General features: G+C 43.6%; 24 protein-coding genes and 2 pseudogenes. 11 read left to right on the forward strand and 15 right to left on the reverse strand.

Annotated features, from left to right (window positions below; translation table 11 throughout):
- The first annotated feature begins 6 nt into the window (after positions 1-6).
- The gene (recQ, locus tag MAS10914_RS0127630) at positions 7-2,163 is read left to right on the forward strand and encodes a DNA helicase RecQ (protein WP_017319189.1); all 2,157 of its coding nucleotides are present in this window, start codon (positions 7-9) and stop codon (positions 2,161-2,163) included.
- Between the two features lie 198 nt (positions 2,164-2,361).
- Here recQ and MAS10914_RS34730 read toward each other — a convergent pair whose 3' ends face one another.
- The gene (locus tag MAS10914_RS34730) at positions 2,362-2,502 is read right to left on the reverse strand and encodes a hypothetical protein (RefSeq protein WP_156818252.1); all 141 of its coding nucleotides are present in this window, start codon (positions 2,500-2,502) and stop codon (positions 2,362-2,364) included.
- Between the two features lie 130 nt (positions 2,503-2,632).
- On the opposite strand from MAS10914_RS34730, the gene MAS10914_RS0127635 reads away from it, so the two are divergent.
- On the forward strand, positions 2,633-2,968 hold the full coding sequence (locus MAS10914_RS0127635; RefSeq protein ID WP_017319190.1) for an SH3 domain-containing protein: 336 nt from the start codon (positions 2,633-2,635) through the stop codon (positions 2,966-2,968).
- A gap of 238 nt (positions 2,969-3,206) precedes the next feature.
- Here the strand turns inward: MAS10914_RS0127635 and MAS10914_RS31260 are convergent.
- Both MAS10914_RS31260 and MAS10914_RS36015 read right to left on the reverse strand, forming a co-directional pair.
- Positions 3,207-3,800: pseudogene (locus MAS10914_RS31260) on the reverse strand (alpha-hydroxy acid oxidase); the annotation flags it as partial.
- Between the two features lie 209 nt (positions 3,801-4,009).
- On the reverse strand, positions 4,010-4,147 hold the full coding sequence (locus MAS10914_RS36015; RefSeq protein WP_232224248.1) for a hypothetical protein: 138 nt from the start codon (positions 4,145-4,147) through the stop codon (positions 4,010-4,012).
- Between the two features lie 784 nt (positions 4,148-4,931).
- Here MAS10914_RS36015 and MAS10914_RS0127645 point away from each other — a divergent pair.
- Genes MAS10914_RS0127645 through MAS10914_RS34735 form a run of 3 tightly spaced genes read left to right on the forward strand, consistent with a single transcriptional unit; the run spans position 4,932 to position 7,553 of the window.
- Positions 4,932-6,926: an AMP-dependent synthetase/ligase gene (locus MAS10914_RS0127645; protein ID WP_017319192.1), complete on the forward strand. Its 1,995-nt coding sequence runs from the start codon at positions 4,932-4,934 to the stop codon at positions 6,924-6,926.
- A 41-nt stretch (positions 6,927-6,967) separates the two neighbouring features.
- Positions 6,968-7,417: a YlqD family protein gene (locus MAS10914_RS0127650; RefSeq protein ID WP_017319193.1), complete on the forward strand. Its 450-nt coding sequence runs from the start codon at positions 6,968-6,970 to the stop codon at positions 7,415-7,417.
- Entirely contained in the window at positions 7,404-7,553 is a 150-nt protein-coding gene (locus tag MAS10914_RS34735; RefSeq protein ID WP_156818253.1) for a hypothetical protein, read from the forward strand. Before MAS10914_RS0127650 ends, MAS10914_RS34735 begins: the two co-directional genes overlap by 14 nt.
- A 109-nt stretch (positions 7,554-7,662) precedes the next feature.
- Here the strand turns inward: MAS10914_RS34735 and MAS10914_RS0127655 are convergent, their stop codons facing one another.
- Positions 7,663-8,190, reverse strand: coding sequence for a hypothetical protein (locus MAS10914_RS0127655; protein WP_017319194.1), 528 nt, complete (start codon positions 8,188-8,190; stop codon positions 7,663-7,665).
- Positions 8,191-8,565: 375 nt separating this feature from the next.
- Between MAS10914_RS0127655 and MAS10914_RS0127660 the strand changes: the two genes are divergently transcribed.
- Positions 8,566-9,891 carry a dihydrolipoamide acetyltransferase family protein gene (locus MAS10914_RS0127660; RefSeq protein WP_071599866.1) on the forward strand — a complete coding sequence of 442 codons (1,326 nt, stop codon included), beginning with the start codon at positions 8,566-8,568 and terminating at the stop codon, positions 9,889-9,891.
- A gap of 194 nt (positions 9,892-10,085) precedes the next feature.
- On the opposite strand, the gene ygfZ is transcribed toward MAS10914_RS0127660, so the two are convergent.
- The 3 genes from ygfZ to MAS10914_RS0127675 form a co-directional block, all read right to left on the reverse strand.
- Positions 10,086-11,078 carry a CAF17-like 4Fe-4S cluster assembly/insertion protein YgfZ gene (ygfZ, locus tag MAS10914_RS0127665; protein WP_017319196.1) on the reverse strand — a complete coding sequence of 331 codons (993 nt, stop codon included), beginning with the start codon at positions 11,076-11,078 and terminating at the stop codon, positions 10,086-10,088.
- A gap of 205 nt (positions 11,079-11,283) precedes the next feature.
- Positions 11,284-11,517, reverse strand: a complete 234-nt coding sequence (locus MAS10914_RS36020) for a hypothetical protein (protein WP_017319197.1) — start codon at positions 11,515-11,517, stop codon at positions 11,284-11,286.
- A 286-nt stretch (positions 11,518-11,803) separates the two neighbouring features.
- Complete coding sequence (locus MAS10914_RS0127675) at positions 11,804-12,286, reverse strand: hypothetical protein (protein WP_017319198.1); 483 nt, start codon at positions 12,284-12,286, stop codon at positions 11,804-11,806.
- Positions 12,287-12,449: 163 nt separating this feature from the next.
- On the opposite strand from MAS10914_RS0127675, the gene MAS10914_RS0127680 reads away from it, so the two are divergent.
- The gene (locus tag MAS10914_RS0127680) at positions 12,450-14,459 is read left to right on the forward strand and encodes a serine/threonine protein kinase (protein WP_017319199.1); all 2,010 of its coding nucleotides are present in this window, start codon (positions 12,450-12,452) and stop codon (positions 14,457-14,459) included.
- 233 nt (positions 14,460-14,692) lie between these two features.
- Here MAS10914_RS0127680 and MAS10914_RS0127685 read toward each other — a convergent pair whose 3' ends face one another.
- From MAS10914_RS0127685 to MAS10914_RS0127715, 7 genes and pseudogenes are all read right to left on the reverse strand, one after another.
- A complete protein-coding gene (locus tag MAS10914_RS0127685; RefSeq protein WP_017319200.1) occupies positions 14,693-15,241 on the reverse strand; it encodes a hypothetical protein in 549 nt (182 codons plus the stop codon).
- Positions 15,242-15,341: 100 nt separating this feature from the next.
- Complete coding sequence (locus MAS10914_RS34740; RefSeq protein WP_156818254.1) at positions 15,342-15,593, reverse strand: hypothetical protein; 252 nt, start codon at positions 15,591-15,593, stop codon at positions 15,342-15,344.
- 106 nt (positions 15,594-15,699) lie between these two features.
- Positions 15,700-16,338 carry a hypothetical protein gene (locus MAS10914_RS0127690; RefSeq protein ID WP_017319201.1) on the reverse strand — a complete coding sequence of 213 codons (639 nt, stop codon included), beginning with the start codon at positions 16,336-16,338 and terminating at the stop codon, positions 15,700-15,702.
- Between the two features lie 265 nt (positions 16,339-16,603).
- Positions 16,604-16,936 (reverse strand): annotated as a pseudogene (locus tag MAS10914_RS31855) (tryptophan synthase subunit alpha); the annotation flags it as partial.
- A 73-nt stretch (positions 16,937-17,009) separates the two neighbouring features.
- On the reverse strand, positions 17,010-17,321 hold the full coding sequence (locus MAS10914_RS0127700; RefSeq protein WP_017319203.1) for a DUF3007 family protein: 312 nt from the start codon (positions 17,319-17,321) through the stop codon (positions 17,010-17,012).
- Positions 17,322-17,345: 24 nt separating this feature from the next.
- Positions 17,346-17,558 carry an NAD(P)H-quinone oxidoreductase subunit L gene (gene ndhL, locus MAS10914_RS0127705; protein WP_017319204.1) on the reverse strand — a complete coding sequence of 71 codons (213 nt, stop codon included), beginning with the start codon at positions 17,556-17,558 and terminating at the stop codon, positions 17,346-17,348.
- A gap of 859 nt (positions 17,559-18,417) precedes the next feature.
- Positions 18,418-19,332 (reverse strand): lysylphosphatidylglycerol synthase domain-containing protein, encoded by a 915-nt coding sequence (locus MAS10914_RS0127715; protein WP_026082862.1) that lies wholly within the window; start codon positions 19,330-19,332, stop codon positions 18,418-18,420.
- A 635-nt stretch (positions 19,333-19,967) separates the two neighbouring features.
- Here MAS10914_RS0127715 and MAS10914_RS0127720 point away from each other — a divergent pair.
- Entirely contained in the window at positions 19,968-20,510 is a 543-nt protein-coding gene (locus MAS10914_RS0127720) for a DUF6658 family protein (protein WP_026082863.1), read from the forward strand.
- Positions 20,511-20,732: 222 nt separating this feature from the next.
- Positions 20,733-21,563: a hypothetical protein gene (locus MAS10914_RS35115; RefSeq protein WP_017319208.1), complete on the forward strand. Its 831-nt coding sequence runs from the start codon at positions 20,733-20,735 to the stop codon at positions 21,561-21,563.
- Positions 21,564-21,646: 83 nt separating this feature from the next.
- Here the strand turns inward: MAS10914_RS35115 and larC are convergent, their stop codons facing one another.
- Positions 21,647-22,975 (reverse strand): nickel pincer cofactor biosynthesis protein LarC, encoded by a 1,329-nt coding sequence (gene larC / locus MAS10914_RS0127730; protein WP_026082864.1) that lies wholly within the window; start codon positions 22,973-22,975, stop codon positions 21,647-21,649.
- A 176-nt stretch (positions 22,976-23,151) separates the two neighbouring features.
- On the opposite strand from larC, the gene MAS10914_RS0127735 reads away from it, so the two are divergent.
- On the forward strand, positions 23,152-23,814 hold the full coding sequence (locus MAS10914_RS0127735; protein WP_017319210.1) for an L-threonylcarbamoyladenylate synthase: 663 nt from the start codon (positions 23,152-23,154) through the stop codon (positions 23,812-23,814).
- A 376-nt stretch (positions 23,815-24,190) separates the two neighbouring features.
- The gene (locus tag MAS10914_RS0127740; RefSeq protein WP_026082865.1) at positions 24,191-25,411 is read left to right on the forward strand and encodes a HetZ-related protein; all 1,221 of its coding nucleotides are present in this window, start codon (positions 24,191-24,193) and stop codon (positions 25,409-25,411) included.
- Positions 25,412-25,665: the final 254 nt, after the last annotated feature.

A 25,665-nucleotide genomic window follows, 5' to 3' on the forward strand; every position in this document is an offset into this window, starting at 1 on the left:
TTACCTATGTCTCAAAATCCCAATTTAGAACAAGCGCTGAAATATTACTTTGGCTATGACAACTTCCGCCCAGGACAACGGCAAATCATAGAACAAGCGCTCCAAAATCGGGATTTACTGATTGTTATGCCTACAGGTGGCGGAAAGTCGCTGTGCTTTCAACTACCAGCATTGCTGAAAAAAGGTTTAACTGTGGTGGTGTCGCCGCTGATAGCCTTGATGCAAGACCAAGTGGAAGCATTGCGAGATAATGGTGTTGCGGCAACATTTCTGAATAGTAGCCTGAACGCATATAAAGTGCGATCGCGCGAAGAATACATCCTCAGTGGTAAAGTAAAATTACTATACGTCGCCCCAGAACGCCTACTCAGTGAAAGATTTCTCCCCTTTCTCGATTTAGTACACCATCAAATCGGTATCTCTGCCTTTGCGATTGACGAAGCACACTGTGTCTCTGAATGGGGACACGACTTTCGCCCAGAGTATCGCCAACTCAAGTCACTGCGGAAACGCTACCCAGATATTCCTGTCCTTGCCTTAACCGCCACAGCAACCGATCGCGTCCGTAGTGATATTATCCAACAACTGGGGCTGAAACAACCAAGCATCCATCTTGCCAGCTTCAACCGCACAAATCTTTACTACGAAGTCCGTTCCAAAACGAAGTATGCTTACGCCGAATTGCTGGAACTCATCCGGGAAACGGAAGGTTCAGCAATTGTCTATTGCTTGACACGTAAAAAAGTTGATGAACTCACACTGAAACTGCAACACGATAAAATTTCAGTCTTGCCATATCATGCTGGATTAACGGATGAAGAACGCAGCAAAAATCAAACTCGGTTTATTCGGGATGATGTGCGTGTTATGGTGGCAACAATTGCCTTTGGTATGGGAATTAACAAACCAGATGTGCGAGTTGTCATTCACTTTGATATATCGCGTAATTTAGAAAGTTACTATCAGGAAGCAGGTAGAGCAGGAAGAGATGGAGAACTGTCCCGCTGTACACTCTTCTACAGTTACAGTGATGTCAAAACAATTGAATTTCTGATCAACCAAAAACCAGACCCCCAAGAACAGTTGATTGCCAAACATCAACTGCGGCAGATGATAGACTATGCTGAAGGAACTGACTGCCGACGTACAATTCAATTAGGTTACTTTGGGGAACGTTTTGCAGGTCATTGTGGCAACTGTGATAATTGTCGTTATCCCAAACCAGTAGAAGACTGGACAATTGAAGCCATGAAGTTTTTATCTTGCGTGGCTCGATGTAAAGAAAGATTTGGAATGGGTCATATTATAGAAGTATTGCGGGGAGCGAAAACCCAAAAAATTACCCAATACGAACACGATAAACTTTCAACCCACGGCATTGGCAAAGATAAAACACCTGATGAGTGGCGAATGCTGGGGCGTTCTCTGTTGCACCAAGGATTGTTAGAACAAACCAGCGATGGTTACGCTGTCCTGAAACTCAACGCCCTGAGTTGGGAAGTGATGCGGCGACAGCGGACAGTTTCCATCGCCGTTCCCGTAGCACAAAAGATGACTTGGGAAGATGGGAATGAAAAAGCAACAGAGGTAGAAATGCTATTGCAGAGGTTGCGATCGCTTCGTAAGCAACTTGCTGATGCTCAATCTGTCCCACCATACGTCATCTTTGCCGATTCTACCTTGAAATTGATGGCGCAGGTGCAACCCCAAACCTTAACCGAATTTAGTAGACTTTCTGGCGTAGGTAGTCACAAGCTTTCTCAGTATGGTGACAAATTTCTTGCAGAAATTCGTGCCTATCGCCAAGAACAAGGTTTATCCAATCAACAGGACGATTCCACACCTTTGTTGAGCTTACCTTCCGATACTGAATTATTAACTTTACAGTTACACCAACAAGGTCTTAGCATTGCAGAAATTGCTGCAAAACGCAATCTACGCTCTACAACAATCTTCCGTCACCTTTGCGATTTAATAGAGAAAAACCAGCCAGTAGATTTAAATCAATTAGTTTCTGTAGAAAAGCAGCAAAAAATTTTGCAAGTCTTAGAAACTCTCGGTGACATTTCCCTAACACCAATTAAAGAATACCTTGGCGAAAGCTACTCCTTTGAGGAAATTCGCCTGGTACGGGGAAAGTGGCGACGGGAAAGTAAGAAATAGATTTCTTGCATAAGTAGACTTCATCTGCGTTCATCTGCGGTTAACTATTCATTTTTTTGGACTTTTTTTGCAAGAAGTCTATTGATAGTCAATAGGGTGGGCATCCTGCTCACCCTATAATGTCACGGCTAGGCAGAGGTCTATGGGGTCTTAGCTAAAAATATTAATCTAACGTGATTTACGACCAGAGCTTGATAACTAGAGTTGGGAAGTAGCGATTGCCCAAGGGGCAATGGCGGAGCCAATCGCACGGAGTGTCCGCCCAAAGAGCGATTGCCCAAGGGGCAGTGGCGGAGCCAATCGCACGGAGCGCACTGGGAAGCACGAGGGCAATCCCATTCTGGTACTATTTCTTAGACAATCGCCCTTAAGGTAACAACTTACTATCCAGCCGCATAAGTTAATTTCACCAACACTTATAAAAGATTAGAAACGAAGCTTACAACCTGAAAATTTAAAAAGTAAAACTATGTTTAAATTCAACCAACAACTGACTGCCTTAGCATTTTTAACACTAATCGTAACTGGCGGAACTGTGCCAGCCGGTGCTACTCAAAATCAAACCCCAGCAGAACAGCTATGTCAACTGCGACAAGGTATTAAACCTGTTTGCACAGTGTTGGTAACTGCTCCAATTGGAGTTGCCATCCGCTCTGGTCCTGGTTCTAATTACGAAAAAATCGGTGCCATCCCTTATCAACACGATGTCAACGTCAGGGTAAGTAAATCTTCTCGCGAGTGGGTAAAGCTTGCTGATCGTCCTGGCTGGATTCATTCTCAGTATTTGCAAAAGGTTGGCGACTGAACACGCCGTCATTCTCAACTGCATAAGTTGATTCTGCTTGCAATTAATAATTATCGTCTGGCAAGCTAAATATGTACAACACCGTTCGTTGCCTCTCTATTTTATAGAAGGGGCTTATTTTTTGGGCAAGGAGTTTTTTAGTGGCACTGTATTCCTTGGCAACCGTTCGTAGCACTTTGGAGGCGATCGCCAAACTCTCGTTAATCTAACCTTGCTGAATTTTTTTGATTCAAACTACTGAGAGAGTTGTCAGATTAGCCAGCTGCATACCTGCTGGCAAAGCAAACTCATTGCGTTTGTCTCGTTCGCGCCGTCCCAAAACAGGAGCGTCTACAGTTATACAAAGTGCTTTATAGCCTGCGGCGTAAGCCCTTTCTATCAAGGCACGAGTTAGCCCCCGGTCTTTGTGGATGTAAAGCTGGAACCATTGGGGAGCATGAGAATTTGTGTTGTGACACACTGCCGCGACTTCTTCTATACTTTTGGTAGAAAGGGTACTCAACACCATGCCAACACCAGCTGATGCTGCTGCTGTTGCGGTTGCAACTTCTCCTTGTGCATGAGCAAGACATTGAAATGCCATTGGAGCAATCAACAGAGGCATTTGCAGCGGTTGACCCAAAACTTTAGTTGTTACGTTGCGATCGCTGACATCTACTAACACTTGCGGACGAAGTTTAAATCTTTCAAAAGCAACTCGGTTATCCCGCAATGTCACTTCATCCCAAGCACCGCTAGCATAGTAGTCCAAAGCCATTTGAGACAGGCACTCACTAGCTAGCTGTTCGTATTCAAATAAGTTCAGCGGTTTAAACGATTTTAGTTTTTCCATCGCCGCCCCAAAGTCAAAGATGCACAAGTCTCAGTTGGACTGTAGACTATTTTTTTGCAATTAAAAACCCAGTTTCTCACAAAAACTGGGTTTATCTCAATCAGATGAAAAAATAATTACAGATAAACACAAATGCACACAAAATTGTTTGTGTGCATTTGCAGTTCTTTATTTCTTGTTTAGTAAGGAAAACTTGGCACTTGTTTACATTAGTTTGAGGACAAAGTAGCCTGTGCTGATACGGTGCGTTTGTTCTTAGAAGCCAAAATGACAGACAATAACCAGGGAAATGCAAGGCAGGCTAGAGTATTGACCACTGTCAGTAATAGACCATCTATCAAACTCATAGATAACCTCCGTGTTGAGAAATGTATTTACATTTTTTATTTTGCAACACAATTCATCTAAACGGCTTAAAAGCAAAATATAAATTCCTTGTTACGTCTATAAGTTGCTTTTAACATATAATTTTCTGAAGATAACCATAGGCTAAATCAATGATTGAGGAATGACTAAAGAAGTTATCAGTTAACAGTTATCAAAATATCTTCAAAAATGGCTCCAGAGACAAGGTATTGGTTCGTGGATAAATTAACTGATAACTGATAACTGAACCGTCTTAACTAGGAGAACACCTGTCGCAAAACTCAGGACTAAATTTACAAAATGGACTTCTTGTCAAGGCGTAACTTGTACAATAAGGAAAACTGGTGAGTACAGTTTTGTTTTTTTGTATCCTTGAAACAGTCTGCGATAATTGATTCTGTCTGGATTTAGGAACCAGAATGACAGATAGAAGCTTAGGAAAGGCAAGACAGCCAGCAATATTGATCAGCGTTAAGAGTAAAATATCCGTCAAACGCATAGGTCATCACTTTCTTGTACAAATGAGGCTCTTACTGCTTTTAGTCAAAAGCAATCTTCGTGTAACAAATTGAAAGCAAAACTTTGCATTGCTTCTATCTATTTTAGATAAATTAACTATAACATAAAGTTTTGTTAATAGTTTGGTTCATAAAGCCCTGAACCTTGCTGTAGACAGAAGGAAATGTGTCATTTGAGAGCAGCTATTTGCTCCACATATCGGAATATGCTGGAGATATAATAGATTTTCTATTTAGGTAATGTGTTATGTCTAAAACATACGATAGCTCTTCTATATTCTCTAACATTACTGAGCGAGAGCGCCAGGAATTGCAGCGTTTAGCAGATTACTCCAACCTGAAGTCACTGCCAGAAATTTGGTCTTTGGTAGCAAAGCGATGTGGTGATACTGTCGCCTTGCGCGATCCTCATGCTCAACCAGAAGTTGTTATTACATACACGCAACTATTTCAAAAAATTCAACAATTTGCTGCTGGGTTGCAAGCATTAGGGGTGAAAGTAGGAGACCGTGTTTCCCTGATTGCTGACAACTCTCCCCGGTGGTTAATTGCAGATCAAGGCATTATGACTGCTGGGGCTGTTGATGCAGTGCGGAGTTCCCAGGCAGAACGGGAAGAACTTGTATTTATATTGACAAATAGTGGTAGTACGGCGCTTGTTGTAGAAGATTTGAAAACTTTCAGCAAGCTGAAGGAGCGCCTTCACGATTTGCCCATTCAACTGGTGATTTTACTTTCAAATGAAGCACCACCAACAGACGAAACTTTGAAAATCTTTAACTTTAACCAGTTGATGGAAATGGGGGCACAGCAGAGTTTGACACCAGTTCAGCACACCCCTGATACTCTGGCAACCCTAATGTATACTTCTGGCACAACAGGCAAACCTAAAGGCGCAATGCTTTCTCATAGGAACTTGATGCATCAAGTTTTAACGCTGGGAGCAGTTGTGCAACCGCAAGTGGGAGACACGGCTTTGAGCATTCTCCCCACCTGGCACGTCTACGAACGCAGTTGTGAGTATTTCTTACTTTCTCAAGGTTGTACGCAAATTTATACTAACTTGCGCTCTATAAAACGGGATTTGAAAGAATTTAAACCCAGTTACCTGGTATGTGTGCCGCGCTTATTAGAATCAATTTATGAAGGAGTGCAAAAGCAGTTCCGCGAACAACCAGCAAATAAGCAACGCTTGATTAACTACTTTCTGGGCGTTAGCGAACAGTATATCAAAACGCAGCGAATTGCCCAAGGATTGAGTTTAGAAAATCTTAACCCTTCAATAGTCGAGCGATTAGCCGCTAGTATACAAGCATCTGCTTTGTTCCCGCTCCATGCTTTGGGAGAACGACTCGTTTATGCCAAGGTAAGAGAGGCGACAGGGGGAAAAATCAAGCAAATGTTTAGCGGTGGTGGTGCGCTTCCCAAGCACATAGATGACTTTTTTGAAATTATTAATATAGAAATTTTGCAGGGCTATGGCTTAACGGAAACCGCTCCTGTGACTCATGGACGTCGTTATTGGCGCAATTTACGTGGTTCAGTTGGGCAACCAATACCGGGTACAGAAACTAAAATAGTTGATCCTGAGACTCGTAAACCCTTACCTACGGGGGAGCGAGGTTTGGTGCTGCTCAGAGGAGCGCAAATTATGCAAGGCTATTACCAAAACCCTGAAGCCACTGCCAAGGCAATTGACACTGAAGGCTGGTTTGATAGCGGTGATTTAGGTTGGGTCACACCGCAAAATGACTTGGTACTGACCGGACGAGCCAAAGATACCATTGTATTAACAAATGGAGAAAATATTGAGCCTCAGCCGATTGAAGATGCGTGTTTGCGATCGCCCTACATAGATCAGATAATGCTCGTTGGGCAAGACCAACGTAGTCTCGGTGCATTGATTGTCCCCAATTTGGAAGCCCTGCAAAAATGGGTAGAAGCTCTCAATCTACAGATGCGTCTACCAGATGAAGCCGCCAAAGAACAAAATAAAGAGGACTCAGCACATCAGACGGAAGTCAGCCTGGAGAGTAAAATAATTCAGGATTTATTTCGGCAAGAATTGAATCGGGAAGTGCAAAACCGTCCAGGCTATCGACCGGATGACCGCATTGGTCCGTTCAAGCTCATTCTGGAGCCGTTTTCAGTTGAAAATGGCATGATGACACAAACACTGAAAATTAGGCGGCACGTCGTGATGGAGCGCTATCGCGATACTATTAACGGAATGTTTGCCTAATTTATTCCACCTGCAAATTATAGAGTGAACGTGAAACATTTATGGATGTCTCCAAACCTCAACTGCTGCTAAAACGGGTTGTTAATGTCAAAGCAGTCGTCACTCACCTTTGGAAAGAGGAAGTGCAGCAGCAACTGCAAACGCAAATCAATCAAATTGACCAGCAGCTGCAACAGATCGACAGCGAAGGACAGCGAGCGATTTCAGCAATTCAAAAGCAGAGTCTGCAACCACCTGGTCCCCAAACCCTGCAACAAATTGAGAATATCCAAGTTCAAGTCAATCAAAAGAAAAGCGAACTCTTGGAGCAGAAAAACCAAAGTCTGCAAAATCTACAGCAAGTGCAGTTTCTAGAGTTGGATCAGGAAGTGAACCAATTCCAAATGGAAGGCTTTTTCCGCGTGGAACCAGGTGATAACTTGATTAGCAAATTACAGGTAGAAGTTGTGCTACGTGATGGTGTTGTAGAAGAAATTCGTGGCGATATTTAAATTTGTCCAAAGTCCAATTGTCAGCCAGCACCGCAGTTTCTTTCTCAAGGGCGGCGCCGCAGGCGTACGCAGGGAAACCCTCCTGAGAACTGCTCGCAGCCAAGTTGGTTTCCAACTGTCACAGCGACTGGCGTAAGCGCAAAGCGTGCCGCAGGCATCACCCGTAAGCGCAAAGCGCAGGCTACGCCAACGCGTAGCGTCTCCGTCAGGAGAAGAGTCCTTTGTTCTTACAAAATGACAAATGACTACTGACAGGTTTGGATTGACTGTTTTGTTCGAGGACTGCTTCCAGGTATGCATTGTACCTGGGAGCCAGCCCAAACAATTTGCCACACACGAGGGGAGCTAACCAAAAGCGATCGCCCAAAGGTCGTCAGTTCAACTTGATATTTAATCACTTTAAGAGAATTGTTTGCTGGCTCTATTTGCGTAATCGTCACTAACGCTTGATTTGACTGCGGATAAAAGACCTCGACCTTGCGAGTTTCTTGGGTTGAGTCCACCTCATCAAAGGCATTGACGGCAAGGTCAGCAGGATCGCTGCCTTGGAGAGGAGAGTTGATACTTTCTAAAGGTATAGGTTTATATCTGGCTCTCTCCGGACTGACAACTATCTCCTCTGCTTTGCTCACCTCCGAAAACTGCGGCGGTTGCCCATTGCTCATATCAGAAACCTCAGTAGACGGCTGACGCTGGGTGATGTAAACACCAGTGGCAGCGGTGGCAAAGATACTAAACACTACAATTAAAAACAATTTCAACTTTGCCGACATAAAATTTAACAGGTTTAACAGGAAATTCAAACAGGTTAAATGTCAATTTTGAATTTTAGATTGAGGTTTTGTCCTCCCTCTTCTTGCTTTTGAGTGGAATTTAGATTTTGACTAGCCGTAATGAGAAATACAAATTCATAGACTTTGTGGTCTTAATATAGTTCCTCACGTCCCTTGGTCAATGAGGGGTGTAAGCGTATCAGGAAAAATAAGAATGTCATTTAGTATTGCCTTTTCAAAATTTAAAAATTATTCCGCTACACCCGACACCTCTATTCCCCTACACCCCGTCCCGAAGGGAGCTAGCTCAAGATACAATTCGATCTAATAAAAGCTGTAAAAGTCCATTAATTATCGATTGACTAAACCACCCATATGAGCATTTACGAAGTATTTATGCCGGCGCTAAGTTCCACCATGACCGAAGGTAAAATCGTCTCCTGGGTCAAATCTCCAGGAGAAAAAGTGGAAAAAGGCGAAACAGTGGTGGTTGTCGAGTCAGATAAGGCAGATATGGATGTGGAATCCTTTTATGAAGGATATCTTGCCCACATCTTAGTGCAAGCTGGTGACACCGCCTCCGTTGGGGCTGCGATCGCCTTGTTAGCAGAAACCGAAGCTGAAATCGAAACTGCGATCCAACAAGCCAGTTCTGGGAGTACTGCTGCTAAACAAGAAGCAACTGCTGCCACCTCTGGTGGACAAATGGCACAGACAACCACAGTCGCAACGCCTGCGGCTTCTCAAAACGGAACCCCCAGCCATAGCAATGGGCGGATCGTAGCTTCACCTCGCGCCCGCAAGTTAGCCAAGGAACTGAAAGTTGATTTGAGTGGCATTTCTGGTAGTGGTCCTCACGGTCGCATCGTCGCCGAGGATGTCGAAGCATCTGCTGGAACTAGCAAACAAGCTGCCACAGTGACCCATATCGCACCTTCACAACCAGCGCCAACCGTTACCCCAGTTGCACCTGCACCCACCAAAGTAGCTCCTCCACCCGCACCTACACCAGCAGTTGCAGCAGTTCCGGGTCAAGTAGTGCCTTTGACTACCCTACAAAATGCCGTGGTACGGAACATGGTAGTCAGCCTCTCCGTGCCCGTATTCCATGTAGGTTACACAATTACCACAGATGCTCTCGACAAGCTATACAAGCAGATTAAGTCTAAAGGTGTGACAATGACAGCCCTACTGGCAAAAGCCGTAGCGGTGACATTGCAAAAACACCCACTACTCAACGCCAGCTACTCAGAACAAGGAATTGTATACCACTCCAGTATCAATGTTGCCGTAGCGGTGGCAATGGATGATGGAGGATTGATTACACCAGTGTTGCAGAACGCAGACATAGTGGATATATATTCTCTATCGCGCAATTGGAAGTCTTTGGTAGACCGTGCTAGAGCTAAACAGCTGCAACCAGAAGAGTATAACAGCGGTACCTTTACAGTATCGAACTTAGGGATGTTCGGCGTAGATAGATTTGATGCGATTTTGCCTCCCGGACAAGGTTCTATTTTGGCGATTGGCGCATCTCGTCCGCAAGTCGTAGCTACAGCCGAGGGTTTATTTGGCATCAAGCAGCAAATGCAGGTGAATATTACCTGTGATCATCGCATTATTTACGGTGCCCATGCTGCGGCGTTCTTGCAAGATTTGGCGAAGTTGATTGAGACGAATCCTGAATCTTTAACACTGTAGCCTGATTCAAAGGGGTGTAGGGGTGTAGGGGTGTAGGGGTGTAGGGGGAAGAAAAATTAATGCCCAATAATTCTTTTCCCCTATACCCTTACACCCTTACCCCCTTACACCCTTGTTCTTTCCCTCACACCCTTATACCCTTACCCCCCTAGTTTTGGTAAGAACGTGGGACGCACGACTGTGGACGCCTTGTATTACTCTGGGTAGTCGTGAGAAACAAAGGGGAGTTCTACAACTTCGCCTTCAACTCCTCCTACATGGACTTTCAAACCTACACCACCAGCCTTGGTGCGGATGTACCCAAGCCCAAAGTGACCATCAAAGGTTTTCGTATAACTGGTCAGTTTGCCAACTTTTTCATCCCCAACGGTAATGGTACTTTCTGGTTCCGCAGCACCACTTAAGTGGATTCCCCACAGGTATTGCTTTACACCTTTATAAGTATTTAAACGGGCGATGGTTTCTTGTCCAATGTAGCAACCTTTATTAAAGGAAATAGTCTGCCATAAACCCACTTCCAGGGGATTGTAATCCTCGGTGAGTTCATGGTCTGGCTCTGGGCGTCCTTGTAATATTCGCAACATTTCCCAATTCTGCTCGCCTATCAGTACTGCTCCAGCTTCCAGAATTTTACTCCAAACTTCTTCCTTGTCAGAAGCTGGCAAAATGAAAGTATACCCAGGGGAAGCCAAACCACTACCAACAGCCACAAGACCCCCATCAACTGTAGGGATGGAAATGTGAGTTCCATAAGGTTGACCGATAATTGCCTCAGCCCCCAGCTTTTCTAAGACAGCATCACTTTTTGGTCCAATGAGGCTGAAAGTAGCAGTTTCATTTGTGACATCTGTCAATTGCACCTTATCAGCAAAGAAGATGTAGCGGTCTAACCATTGTATCAGAAACTCCCGACGGTTCGGCGAAACCAGCAATAACACCGCATCTTCCAGAATATATGCTGTAACCAAGTCAATGGTGCGGGCAGTAGAATTCACAAAAACCGTATCACAGCCTTGTCCTGGCTTGAGGCTTTGGATATCGTTCGTGCTTTGGTTGTGCAAGAAGCGGAGGCGATCGCTATCAGAAACTTTGATGCGTCCCCAAAAAGAGCGATCGCATACTGCAACTCCCTCTTGCGCTGCTTGGATAGCCGCTGCATCGTTGGTGTCAATAGCAGATGTAGACATACTGAAATCTTTACGTGCCGCTAGGTTATGGGCATTGAAAATCTTAGCAAATAAAGGTTTTGGGGTTCAACGGGGATTTCGGGCAGGAGGGTTTTGCAACTGAAATGTTGAAATTACGGAAAGAAGTTGTAAATATCTTTCCTCTGCAACACTCTAACAAAAATCACTACTCCTTCACAGACAATCATACCGATTCTGTAATCTCCTACGCTAACCCGATAGTAATCTCCATCACCTTTAAGTTTTTTAAGATTGCTGACATACAGCGCTTCTCATCTGAATGAAGTACTAATTTATCTGTGTGCATCTGTACGCCAGTCGCCACAACGGGGGGAACCCTCCGTTCGCGTAGCGTGCGCTTTGCGCTCAGTTTGCCCGGAGGGAAACCCTCCTTGCAACTTCTCTGTGCAAGGCGCTGGCTCGTCCATCTGTGGTTCATTATTTCTTTGTGTACCTCACCTAAATGCAAACCTCTGTATTATAAATTTTCAGCGTTCTTTACTTCTTCGATGACTGCCTTTATTCTTTGGAGTAATGATTCTTATCTAATCTTATTTAAATCTTTGTTCATCTAACCCCAGAATGCCATTCTGCGGGCTTCTTTTTTACAGTATCAAGTCGGAAACCTCAGGGCAATTTTTACCGTCTTCTCTGTTCACTGGCAAAGAAAGTCCTAAGTGCTGAGTCCTAAATAATTTCCACTCAGCACTGTTTGAGTGAGGTTACTACGGTAAATTTGCAAACACCCGTTCAACTAACTCCTTGGCTTTAGTATCCAAGCGCTGCCAGTCTACCTCGCCGTCCTCATCAATTAAACTCGTATCAATGTCAACCGTCTCATGCCCCGCTATGTAGTCACGAAAACACACTTGATAACATAATTCCCATAAATCAATACTGACAGTTTGCTCTTGACGCTGTAGACACAAATGATATCCTGGATGGGGCATTGGCAAACCCGAGAGTGTTTCTCTGATTTCCAAAGCTTGCTCCGGTGTTGCGGCTTCCAGGTCTTGCAGGAGCTTGGTCACTATTGCTTTCGTCTCATCAGTAGTGCCAGTAGGCCAAATCAGAACATCTTGATAAGTTCCCGTCCAAGAAGATACATCAAGCAGCTTGCGAATATTATCGACAACGCGAATGAAAGCAGGTTGCATGAGGAGTTCTGCTTGCTGCCATGCTACTGAATTGCTAATTTTAGGTGGCATTAGAATTAACAAAGGCTATTGAAAGAAAAATTAAGAATGTGTATTTATTAAAAAACTGTGTTTTACATCCAAATCTTTTCTCAAGATAGCGGATTTCCTTGAGGAATATTTGGAGATATTTATTACCCTCTCTAAAATTGGGTGTTATCACTGGGGAGTGAATATGATAGGCAAGCTACTGGATCATCGTTACCAAGTTATTAGAGTCCTCGCTACAGGAGGATTTGGTGAAACCTACATAGCCAAAGATACCAAACGACCAGGCAATCCAATTTGCGTTGTCAAGCACCTCAAGCCAGCCAATCCCGAAGCCAAAGTGTTTGACACTGCTAAACGCTTGTTCCACAGCGAAGCCGAAACTCTAGAAAAATTGGGCAACCATGACCAGATCCCTCGGCTTCTAGCTTACTTTGACGAAAACCAAGAATTTTACTTAGTACAAGAATTTATTGAAGGGCATCCCCTGAATGACGAACTGCTTCCCAGCCAGCGCTGGAATGAAAGCCAAGTGACTGGTTTGCTGCTGGAAGTTCTGGATATTCTGAAATTTGTCCACGGTCAAGGTGTCATTCACCGCGACATCAAACCGGATAATATCATCCGTCGCGCCTCAGATAATAAACTCGTTCTGGTAGATTTTGGGGCTGTGAAACAATTGCGAGTGTCTGGGGGATACTCTTCGCAAACACAAATGTTTACAGCGGCGAGTCATCACTCTGCAACTGTAGCAATTGGTACTCCTGGCTATATGCCTACGGAACAAGGTCAAGGCAAACCACGCCCTAACAGTGATATATATGCTCTCGGCATTATCGCCATTCAAGCGCTGACAGGAGTGACGCCAATGGATTTGCAAGAAGACCCTTACACTGGGGAAATCCTTTGGCAGCATCTAGTCCCCGTAAGCAACGTCTTGGAAGCCGTGCTCAGTAAGATGGTACGGTATCATTTCAAAGACCGATTCCAAAGTGCATCGGAAGCACTGCAAGCATTGCAGCCGCTTTCCTCAAGCTACATACCAAGGGAATACATAAACACTCCCAGCTACCAACCAATCAAGCCCTCATCTGCTTTCTCTCCACAGTCGCGACAAAAAACGATCGCACTTGCTCCGGCAAATCCTGTCGTTCAACCAGTAGCCGCAGCAACTCCCAAATCTACCCCTAGAGGTTCTAGTGGACCTGATGTATTACAGCTATTAATTCTCGGAATTTTGGTAGGTGGCGCTGCTGCTGTTACCCCAAGTGTGATCAAGAACGTTCAAGGTTTCGCTTCTAATTTTGCTATTGATGACACTATGTTGGCACAAAATTGTTTAGCTGTGGTAGAGGAGAATTCCAATATCCGCTCTGAGCCAACTTCTATCAACGATGACTCTATTGTAAAAACTGTTACTAAAGATACTAAATTCGAGGTGACGGGCAAGCGAACAAAACGCGGTTGGGTGCAGATTAAACTAGATCCCACACAAAAGGCTTGGGCAAACTCAGAAGTCATCAAAAATAACGAACAATGGGTTTCTTGCCTGCGAGACAAAGGCGTTGCAATGAAAACAGTAGATGATAATAACCTAATTGCAGCTCGCCCCGCTCCCAAGCCAAAATCAAAACCGATTATTGATATGCCATCTTCATCGTTACAGGAGTTGGAAAAATCAGGAACATCAAAAATATCAGCAGGAAAATCAAAGCCCACAACTCTTGAAGAGGGAGGTTCCGAGGTTGTGGAACAAGCAAAGGAAAAGTACGAATCAGGGGATTTACAGGGTGCGATCGCGCTGTTAAGGACAATCACTTCCAATCATACTGCTGTGCAACAGACAACAGAGATGATATCCCAATGGCAGCAAGATTGGGTTAAAGCGGAAGCTGTATTCAAAGACCTCGACACAGCGTTTGCTGAGGGACAATGGGATAAGGTTTTGGCTTATAAAGACCATCCAGAAAAATTGCCCAATATTGAGTACTGGCGAAACAAATTAGAGCCGATATTTAAACAAGCTGCCGACAATTTAGCAAAACAACAGCTTCCTCAACTAGGCAACCCTAGCAACCAAAATCAACCCAAATTGGAAGCTCCGAATTCTAGTAGGGATGAGCAACCTGGTACTACAAATGATTACGATACGAACCCAGATCCAGAACTAGAGGAAATTCTGGATAGTGATCTGTAATAAAAGTCCTCTATCAACCTTTATTTGCTGCTAATATTTTCGGATTAGTAGTTATAGAGCAATGCTATTTGAGTTGTCAGAATACTTCTTCTGGTCATTATTTTAGTCATTTGTTCTGAGTTATTTGTCATGACAAAGGACAAATGACTAATGACCAACAACAGCCCTGACATAACATCTCACAAATCAAATCGGAGAGCAGTCAATCTATGAACCCATGCAAGGTTATTGAGCTATTTTTTCGTTTGAGAGGAGCCGCTTTGCCGCTCTAGAGCAGCGTTGAAGAAGTAAACTCGGTCACAATATTGGTTTTTACCGGCACAAACGGCTTCTATAGCAACATTGCTGGCATTGCTGACATCAAGTGTTAACGAAGCTTGCTGTGCAGGGGCAATAGTCCGTGTTTCAGTCTGCTGACCATCTATGTAAACCTTAACCTCAACACCTGGACTGGTTGTGTCATTGTCCCGCATACCAAAACCTAGATTAAGGGTTTGAAAGGCGGGTCTAGAACTATTTTCTGGCTTGATGTTACAAGTTATGGACGCAAAGCGGTTTCCGGGTCCCAGGTAAAACTTACTACTGTAAACTGCTTTGCCTATAGAAACATCAAGATTTTGCTGACGAACACTACCATGACCACTGTTAACACATTTAGCATTTAACAGGGAGACAGGACGTTGAGCCTTTTGTGCCTGAGCATTGTTCCCTCCCAGAGAAAATAAGGAGGACAATAGTAAGGCACTCGTGAGCACTGAACTGATTAACTGTGTTTTTTGCATTGCGATTCAAAAAGTAGTTTTCAGGCAACAGGCGAAAACCAAAATAATAATACCTAATCGACTTTCAATTTTTTTGTATACTGAGCATTTAGAAAACTCGTTATCCAATGACATCTGTGAAGAAGATGATTTCAACACAGCGATCGCGAACGTAATCAACAATCACCGTACCACCCGAAACCTTAGCAATTATGTAACACACTTTGTACCAGTCTGTTGAACTTTTTGTAGGAACATCACACGTTGTAGCACTTGATAATAAAGAGAAAACATTGTATTTCTCTTTACTATCAAGTGCTACACTTTCTTTGAAAACAATTTGCAGTGGCAGATACCACCTTGACAACGACAAAACAGGAGCGCTTCAAGCAAGTTGCATCGTTACGCTGAATATAAGCGGCATAAATCAATAGGCTAGTCAATAGGTATTATTCATCGCTGTTGAGTGCTGACGACTTCTAATACGTATCGTCGTATTCTTGTGCTTCAACTCGTCTTTCAGTACGAGGAGGCAGAAACTCAGGGCGACGTACAGGAGCCAGCGGTGGAGTGGGACCGTTATAGGGATGAATAACTTGTACAGTACGACTAGGACGGTCTTTTGGTGAGAACAAAGCCAAGACCCCAGCTACCACAATGCCACCGCCTACTGTCAGACTCATGCCTCCCACTGCCCAGACTATGGGAGAAGACAACCAGCGATTTTGCGACTGCTGCTGCAACTGAGCCGCATTTTGGTTCTGCTGCTGATTTAATTGGACTTGGTAGTTGTAAACTTGTTGGAGTTGAGACTGCAGTTGTTGGACTTGAGTTTTGAGACCATTGTTTTCGTTCTTGAGTCCCTCATTTTCCATTTTGAGCCGTTCCATTTGCACGCGCTCTTCAGTATTTGGACTAACTGGCGCTGGATTAGGATAAGGCTGCCCAGAATAAGTCACACTTGGCGGCATCACTGCTGGAGGCGCAACTACAGGACTTGGTATTTGTGAGGAAACATTGTAGTTAGGTAGGGGAGTCCCTCCTGCCCCCTTTAGCAACAGGAGAGCCGCCAGTCCAGCTACGGCAACTCCGCCGATAAATGCCATGCTCTCACTCATAGCCCTTTCCCCTAAACTGCAACGAAACTACAATCATTGATACCTGACACTCTCTCACACTCATAAAATTTATGCCCTACTTGATTTCACATAATACCTAAAGCTTTAGTCGCGGTATAAAGTAGTTTTTTACCGCCAGATTTCTGCTTTATATATTCAAGACGATATTGGTTAAATTGTCTACTAAGTAAAGGTGAGAAAAATCTCCTGTTACCTTTTTTAATCTCCCTTCCTTGACTTATGAAGATAAGTAATTAAGCCTATTTCAAGATGTAGTCATCGCTGCTTTAAGACTTTGACAAAATTCGGAGATGGCATTGAGTCCCTGTTGTGGTGTGCCTTCTGCCAAACGTTTTACAAAAGCACTGCTTACTATAACTGCATTATCTCCCCAAGCTCGTACCTGACGAGCTTGTTCTGGTTGGGAAATACCAAAGCCTACACCTATTGGCTTAACAGTAATACCACGTATCTGTTTAGGTAAATCTGACACTCGCGGTTCCATTTGCGTTCATCGCATTCCTGTGACACCCGTGACGCTGACCAAATAAATAAGTCCTTGGGAAGAGCGAGCAATTGCTTCTATCCGTTCGGATGAGAAATAGCTGTCATTAGTCACTAGTCCTTTGTCAATAGTCACTATAACTAAAGACAAAGGACAAATGACAAATTTACACCTGAGATTGTTCTTGTTGTTCTATCTCGCCTTGAATCTTCGCGAGTTCTTCGGGTGTGAGTTCTTCCAAACGCTTTTGGAAATAGGCTTCTTCATATTGTTCCCGTTGTTTGTGGTAGGTCATTTTTTTTCCCACCGCACGGAAAGCATAGGTCAGCAACCAGCCAATCAACCCAACAAATAATAAGACTTGGCTCCAAGTACCAGCTTCCAAGCTATCTATGCCTACTAGTCGTAGTAAGACATATGCCAAGCCACCTGCAACAAAAATGCCCAAGCCAATTCCGATAGCGTCTATGCGTCGCATGAGAGTTATGACCTACCAATTTTGTTAAACTTCAATTTGGCGCCGTCGGGGTCGCAAGTTGACAAACGGCGATAGGAGCAACAAACCAGGGAAGAAGAAGAATACTAAAAAGTACATAAAGCCACGTTCCACAGAGCTAGCCACATACCAGCGTAGGTTTAAGTAAAGCAGGACAGCTGCTGGTACTACAAGAAGATAAGCTCCAGCCAAAATCAGATACAGTAGGGCTACAATCATAGGTTCTTAGTTCTCAGTCAAAAAGACCTGTTGGTGCATTTGTTTCTCATGATAGGCTGAATGCCTGGATACTTGGAAGCATTGCCGTCCTTATTCAAGAATGAAGATTGAAAAAATTGCTGACACACCTTTTGTTTTGTGATCCATTTTCCAAATAGAATGCTATAATCATCAATCAGTGCCGTAAAGCATACGAGATAAGTAGTTGAGTCAGCATCTGCAGGGAGTGCGACATGAAAATGTAAGACGCAAGTCAAGGAAGCATAAAAGCGCAGTCTTAACTCAAGAATCTCAAGTTTTATGGCGTAAATAGCGTCAAATTGGACAAAAAACACATTTGATGCTGGAATAGATGAGGAGGATATTTGCTGCCTCCACAAAACAAGTAACTCCCAAAAATATCAGGGGGGTGTGGCGGAATGGTAGACGCTACGGACTTAGGAAACTGAGCCTTGATGGAGAAATCCACCAAGTGACCGCTCTCAAATTCAGGGAAACCTAAATCTGGTAACAGACATGGCAATCCTGAGCCAAGCCGATGAAAGTGCTAAGTACTGAGTCATGAGTGTGAAGTCAATTCAAAACTCACAACTCACATCGGAAGGTGCAGAGGCCCGACGGGAGCTACCCTAACGTAAAGTCGAGGGTAAAGGGAGGGTCCAATTCTCAAAGCCTTGCTAGGTGGTTTGACCTGATAGGCAACAGTGAAAGCTGTGGGAGAATGAAAATCCGTTGACCGTAAAAGGTCGTGAGGGTTCAAGTCCCTCCACCCCCACTTGGAAAATTCACGCATTCAATCAGAATTCAACAAAGAATGCAAGATTGAAAAAAGACGGTGCATGCTGCTCAAAATTCAGGACTAAAAGAGGCGTTCGTCGAGCCAAGCTAAGCCAGCACCACCAGTTTCAGCTAGAATGCTGACCAGACGATACAGACCCGTCGCGCTAATGATGACCGCAGGAGGAAAGTGCTGCTGTAAGAGTGCGATCGCAGTTGCTTCAAAGACGCCTAAGCCACCAGGTGCTATTGGAACCACCAACCCTAGCAACCACGCGAAACTAAAACCACCAAGCAATAAAGGAATTTGACTTAAGTTTAAAGGACTTAAGGCAAACAAAGTTAATATAAAGCCTGTACCGCGCAGTGCCAAAAAGCCTAATTCTCCTAGCAAAGGTCGCAGGGGATATTTTTCAAGACTCAAGGGAACTGGTTGCAGGGTGTTGGAAGCAGACTTTTTTGCCTTCATGCGCTGCAACAGGCGAGTTGCTTTATTCAAAAACCTAGGATGTAAAACACAAAGTACTCCTAATAAACCCACTAGTTGTGCTATGAATAGAGTAAGAGCGGTTTTTGCGGTTATAAATTGGCTGCCGAGTAGGACAATAATTAAAGCAGCTGCTGCCATCAGTAGTGGTTCTAGCAACACACTCAGGGTAGCTGCGCCAGGAGAAACGTTTGCATTTTTCGCCGCCATAATTCTTCCGTAGTAATGCCAGATATTACCTGGTAAATATTTGGCAATATTTGTTTTTAGGTAAACTTGAATGAACTCTGACGAGCAGACAGGTTGATTTAATTCTTGAAGAACCCAAACCCATACCCAACCAGCCCAAGTATGTGCAAGTAAAGTGATACCTGTTGCGATCAAAAGAATTGCCCATCCTACTGCATCAATGTGAATGGTAGCGACTTCTTGCCAGTTATCCTTAAGAGCTTTTGCCAAAAAAAACAACGTTCCACCTAAAATCAGCCAGCGTAAAATTTGCTTCATCATTTTGGTAATTTAACTTATAATTTTGCCTCATGACTGAATACATCAAATCATATGGTGAATCAGCTACGTATCCCAAGCTTTCAGCAACAATTGTTAAGGTGTTGGTCTAATTTATGTATGCTTTTTGACCAAGGAGTTTTATAAATTAATAAAAAAAATATGTGAATTTATTAAGTTTTTCTTCCTTTTAGTATTTCCTCTGTTTACAAAAAAGTATAGGAGCATATAATTCAGCATTTATTTTTTATCCTAAGATATTAGCTTAAATAAATATACTGAAAACCCTTAAAATGATACAATTATGATTCTTTTACATCTTGATATTACCTCTCATAAATTGATAACTAAATATTCATACACTATATAAATCAACGCAAGCAAATTAAAAACTAATTATAGGAACTTATATCTTTCTAAAGTTAGATAGTAAGAGCAAGAAAATACTAATAAATATGTGACCTTCGCTAGAGGCATCCTTTGCTCTTGCCTTTGTAGTCTTAAGAATTGTTGGTCAAATATTAGAAAATTCAAGCAAGCAAAAAATTTACTCTTTAACAGAACTTTACATAACTGTTGAGCAGAAAATTTTGCTTGTTGGAAATATTTTGCTTGTTTGTAGTAGAAAGGAGGAATTGGTGAACAGTTTAACTGCTTTTATAAAGAAACTGCGGCTCCGTCAAATTGTGACCGTATTTTTAGCTGGGCTATTGTTGATAGTAAGTACGGCTTGTGGTAATGGGGCAAATAGTCAGGGTGCAAATCCAAATAATCCTGCTGTGCAAGCTGGCGGTGCAAATAATCCCTATAAAGGTGGTGGGGACAAATACACAGACCTAAAGATGTCTAAGTCTGGACGCGACCAAGCTAGCTTAGAGCTTAATTCACAATTGCTAATCGCCACTGCTGTTAATAAAGAAGGGAAGCTTTACCCAGGTGCTGAAACACCAGAGGGTAGAGCCTACAAAGAAGCAGAATTGCCCATCAAAACTGAGAAAAACATAGAGAAGCCAGAACCAGGTGGTTTAATTCAGCGCGAATCAAATATAGGCGAGCGAGCTAAAGACAGACTTGATACTGTTGGGAAAGCATTTCAGGATGCTTCAGGCTTTTTGAAAGAAAAGGCAGATGAAGCATCTGCAAGACCAGAATTGCAAAAGAATCCAGCAGTGGGTAAATAGAAAACATTTTTTGGATTTTGGATTTGAAGTAAGTCCGTCTGTGTGTTGAGATTCTTTGCTAAACTGCGTTCCGTGCTGTGCTCCGCGTAGAGGCACGGAGCGTGCCTTCTTGTCATAGTGGAGCAACGCTTACAGAATGACATCCAGAAATTTTTGACTTTTGCAAGCAGTATCAAGAAGTATAATGTTTGACTGTGCCATACAAACACAAGGAGTCGTACTATGAAAAAAGTGGTTACTTTTTTAAAAAACATTCGTCCGTTCAAACTGTTAACAACTTTTTTGGCGGGAATGATCCTATTTTTTACACAAGCTTGCAATTCTGTAACTGCAACAACCCCTAGTCAAACTGCACCTCGTCAAACTGTACCTCGTCAAATTATAGGAGAGGAGCAATCTGCACCTCCTAATTCCGAAGTGTATGTTCCAAAAGGAACTAACGTGCTTTCTCCCGTTGAAGGTGGGATGAACAACTTTAGTGATGTAGACCCCAGAGATCAAGGAGCCAATGTAAAAGCTAAAGCTGAGGCTCTTAAGCAAAATGCTGAACAAAACGTCATTGACGAAACAAGCAACATAGGAGAAAATACCCGCCGTATTCTCGATAAAAAAGGGGAGAACGTTGAAGATTTAGGCAAGAATCTACAGCAAAATGCTCAAGAGACCGCAGACAAAGCTGGGAGCAGCGCTACTGATTTTGCACGGGGAGCTAAGAAAGGAATTGAAAATATCCAAGAAAACACCAGCAATGCTGCTAAAGGCTTGGTAAAAAATGCTCAGGGTGCAGCTGAGGATGCAAAGGACAATGCTCAGAGCACTGCTGAGAACGCAGGCAATGCAGTGAACAGAACTGTTAAAGAGGCTACTAACGAGAAAGGTAAAGAAAGAGATAAGGTTAGTGCTGGAGATACAGCCACAAATCTAGCACAGACAGGTCAAGGGGCAATTGAAAACGCTGGGGACTTTGTGCAAAAAAATGCAAATCAACTTGTAACCAGTGCCCAAGAAAACTTGGAAAAGGCAGGTAACGCCATCAAGGATGCTATTGATTAGTTCATAATCAATCTACCCTTATACGTCCCCGAACTGGAATGGGGCTACATAAACAAAGCCCACCTCGGTGGGCTTTTTCGTTATTAGTCCGCGTTGCCTAGAGGGGTTAGAGGTTGGGATTTAATTTTTTGTGTGTACCAATTGTGCAGTCCTAGCCGCTGAATTTCTCGCCAGGGAATATTATGTTTTCGCGCTAGTGTTGCACAGTCTTCGTATTCTGGCTGCACGTTAGCTATCACTTTCTCTTTTGCTGATCCTGTCCATGCTACTTTGATGCGTACAACACCATATTCAGTTTCTACGTGTTGAATTTCCCGTTGGAGAATAGCACGTTCCTGAGTCGAACGACGAATTCCTAGAGTTGTTGTTTCGCGAAATAAAACTGCTTCACAGCTGTATAGATTTTCTGGATGGCAGATAACAGTCAGCAAAATTCCTGGGCGGGATTTTTTCATCCCCACAGGCTGAGTGAAGGCATCCAAAGCACCAGCAGCAAACAATGCCTCAAACACATAGCCTATTACCTGCGGACTCAAGTCATCAATTTGGGTTTCTAAAACTGAGATACTTTCCAAAGTTGGGCTAGTATCGCTGGCAACGGAAGTTAGTTTATCTGTTACATCCGTGACTAAATTCGTTGCTTCACCTAACCATAGGCGCAAAATATTGGGAAGAGGTAGATGAATTGAACCAGCTCCGAGTCCTACTTGTTTAACGGTCATTGAGAGTGGAGAACCAAAGTCTATAGCAAGGGTTGTTGCAATGGCAGCTCCAGTTGGTGTTACCATTTCCCGTTCAATGCCGTTACTGTATACTGGACACCCCCGCATTTCCCATAACTTCAATACTGCTGGTACTGGTACTGCCATCTGACCATGCGCCGCCCGCACTGTTCCCCCACCCGTTGGTAGTGGCGAGCAGTATAGTAAAGGTAATCCGTTATGATTGCTCTCGATACCTAACCAATCTAAACCCAAACAAGTGCCGACAATATCGACAATTGCATCAACAGCACCTACTTCATGAAAGTGAACTTTTTCTGGTGCAACACCGTGTACTGCCCCTTCTGCGACTGCTAGCTGCCGAAATACTGCCAAACTCCAAGCTTGTGCTCGTGATGGCAACCTAGCTTTCAGAATCATCCCCTCGATTTCGGGCAAGTGGCGTGCGCGATGGTGCGTGTGTTCGTGGTCATGGTGATGATGGTCGTTTACTAAATCCACATAAACTTTAGTAGCCTGTTGACCATTACGCTGGACAAGTTCTGCTCTCAATTGATACTCATGCTTAATCCCTAACTCGTTGAGTTTTTCAGTTAAATACTCTAGGGGAACACCTAAACTGACCAAGGCTCCCAGACACATATCACCGGAAATACCCGTCGGACATTGAAGATAAGCAAGTTTAGTCATAATTTAGTCATTAATCAGTTGTTAATTGTTTGTTAGTTGTTAATTGTAGAGACGCGCTATGGCGAGCCAGCGCTATGCAGGAGGGTTAGCCCGCTCTCACAGCGACTGACGTCGCGTCTTTACATTAGTTAGTTGTCAAAAAATCCGAATAACTACTAACCTCCTCTCCCACGTTTATGGCAAAAATTTTCCAAGTTCATCCTGATAATCCTCAAGTCCGGCGTATAGAGGAAATACAAGCAGCGCTGCAACGTGGCGCAGTGATGCTTTACCCTACGGATACAGTTTATGCTATTGGTTGTGATTTAAATGCCAAGTCGGCGGTAGAACGAGTGCGACAAATTAAACAGCTGGCAAATGATAAACCACTGACATTTTTGTGTCCCTCACTTTCTAATGTAACGACTTATGCTTATGTAAGCGACACAGCTTATCGGATTATGAAAAGCTTAATACCAGGCTCGTATACGTTTTTGCTACCTGCTACCAAGTTGGTGCCACGGCTGGTGCAAAATCCTAAGCGGAAAACCACTGGAATTAGAGTGCCAAATCATACCGTATGTACGGCTTTATTGTCAGCGCTGGCAAATCCGATTATCTCGACTTCGGCACATTTACCACCGGATGATGAGATAGATGATCAGTCCAATGGGATGAAACATGAACCTGATTTATCGCGGGTAGAGCTATTTGACCGTTTAGACAAATTGGTAGATGTGATTGTGGACACTGGCGAGGAACCCAAGTATGAAGTTTCTACCATTTTGGACTTAACAGGAGAAAGACCAATGATTGTGCGGCAGGGTTTAGGCTGGGAAAAAGCAGCGGCATGGGTATAAGGATTATACATCACACGTTCAGCCCTCAATTTCGCAAAAAGAGAGTAAATCCCTCCAGTTTTCAGATTGTCATATTCATAACGTAGGGAGCGGGTATCACTTAAATCGGGATAAACCTTGGAGTAGCAAGGGTTAGGGAGACTTTTGGCTCATGACGGATATCCATGTGCCAGTCCCTTTTTAGGGACTTGTGAAAAAACCGACACACTGCCAACACTGTAACTTTTTCGGATCTTTTACAGTCATATGTGTGAGCAGTGCTGACGGCGACTCTGAATGGATGAAAACCATAGAAGAGATTCGCCTACTGAGGCTTGCCTCGGCAGTGCTGTCTTGTGCATTGTCGTTACGGTGCAATACCACTTCTAAAAAAGTCATGGAAGCAAACCTTGCCAATCTACCCGCGTCTACGCCCTCCTGTAACCGCCACGTTTCGGCTGAACAATTGCCAGATTCTAATGCTGATGCTCTAGTACAACTGCTGTGTAAGGAAATGCAAGCTCAGGTGCAAGCAGCGCCTAGGTGTGTGCAAACTGTAGCAAAGCGCATAGCCAAAGAAGTGGAACGCATCTGCAATAAAAGCTCCCGTATCCAAACATCAGGACAAATCAACTCTTGGCTGCTTACTTTGGCAAAGCATCGGTTACAAAAATGCCTACGTTACTATCAATTGGGTTCAAAAAAAGGTCGCGTAGAATTACATAGCCAATTGGGTGCAATTGTTTACCGTCACATTGCTACATCAGGCTCCGAGTTAGGGTTTGAGGCTCGTTACAACCTAATAGAAGATTTCCTACAGGCATTCTATTTAGAAGCGATTAAGGCTTTCCGGCGGGAAAACGAACTACCTGAGGATTACACTCCGCGCATTCAGTTGGAACTAGCAGAATACATGGCGTTTACAGAGCAATATGCTAAGCGCCGCATCAACTTACCTGCCGGTGCTAATCAGCAATTAATTATATTACGTGCCCAAGGTTTTGCCCGTCGTCTACCCCAAGAAACAACTGTCGATATCGAAAGGGCTGTTGAGTCCGCCAAGAGCGAAGAAGCAGAATCTTATCAGCGCAACTCAGCAGTTCAACAAGTTCGCTCTCAAATGATTGCACAACCTAAATTCGATCTTGCTGAAGATTGCGAACGCGATCGCATCGTTTCAGAATTAGTGAAATATTTAGAAGCCCAAGGTCAATCTGACTGCATAGATTATCTATCATTAAAACTTCAAGACCTTTCAGCACCAGAAATCGACCAAATTTTGGGTTTGACTAGCCGCCAGCGCGATTATCTGCAACAGCGTTTTAAATATCATGTAGAAAAGTTTGCCAAGCAACACCAGTGGCAATTGGTACATCAATGGTTAGGCGCAGGTCTAGAACACAAGTTGGGTTTATCCTCTCAACAGTGGGAAAGATTTTTGAGCCAACTTTCTGAACAGCAGCAGCAAATCTTGCAGCTAAAAACAGCAAAACACAGTGACCAAGCAATAGCCAAAACAATCAAATGCACCCCTAAACAGCTTCAAAAGCGCTGGACTCAAATGTTAGAACTTGCATGGGCTATCCGCAACGGTAACACTGAAATACAGGTAAGCTAAAGTCGGGATGCATTGCATCAACACCAACGCAATGTTATCCAATTTTCCAGACTTTATCCTGTTTGTTTAAATGTTAAATATAAATTATTTCTTCCTCCCTACAACTAAAAAATCTACTTATCTACTCACCAACAGATTTTTTCCCTTCTCTTCACCCCACCTCTGGGGAATAGAGAGGGGACAAACGGGGAATACCAGGGTTGAAGAGTTATCAAATGTTGCAGCAAAAAGTGAATGATTTTTAGGAGAGAGGC

The organism is Mastigocladopsis repens PCC 10914 (assembly GCF_000315565.1).
GTDB lineage: Bacteria > Cyanobacteriota > Cyanobacteriia > Cyanobacteriales > Nostocaceae > Mastigocladopsis > Mastigocladopsis repens.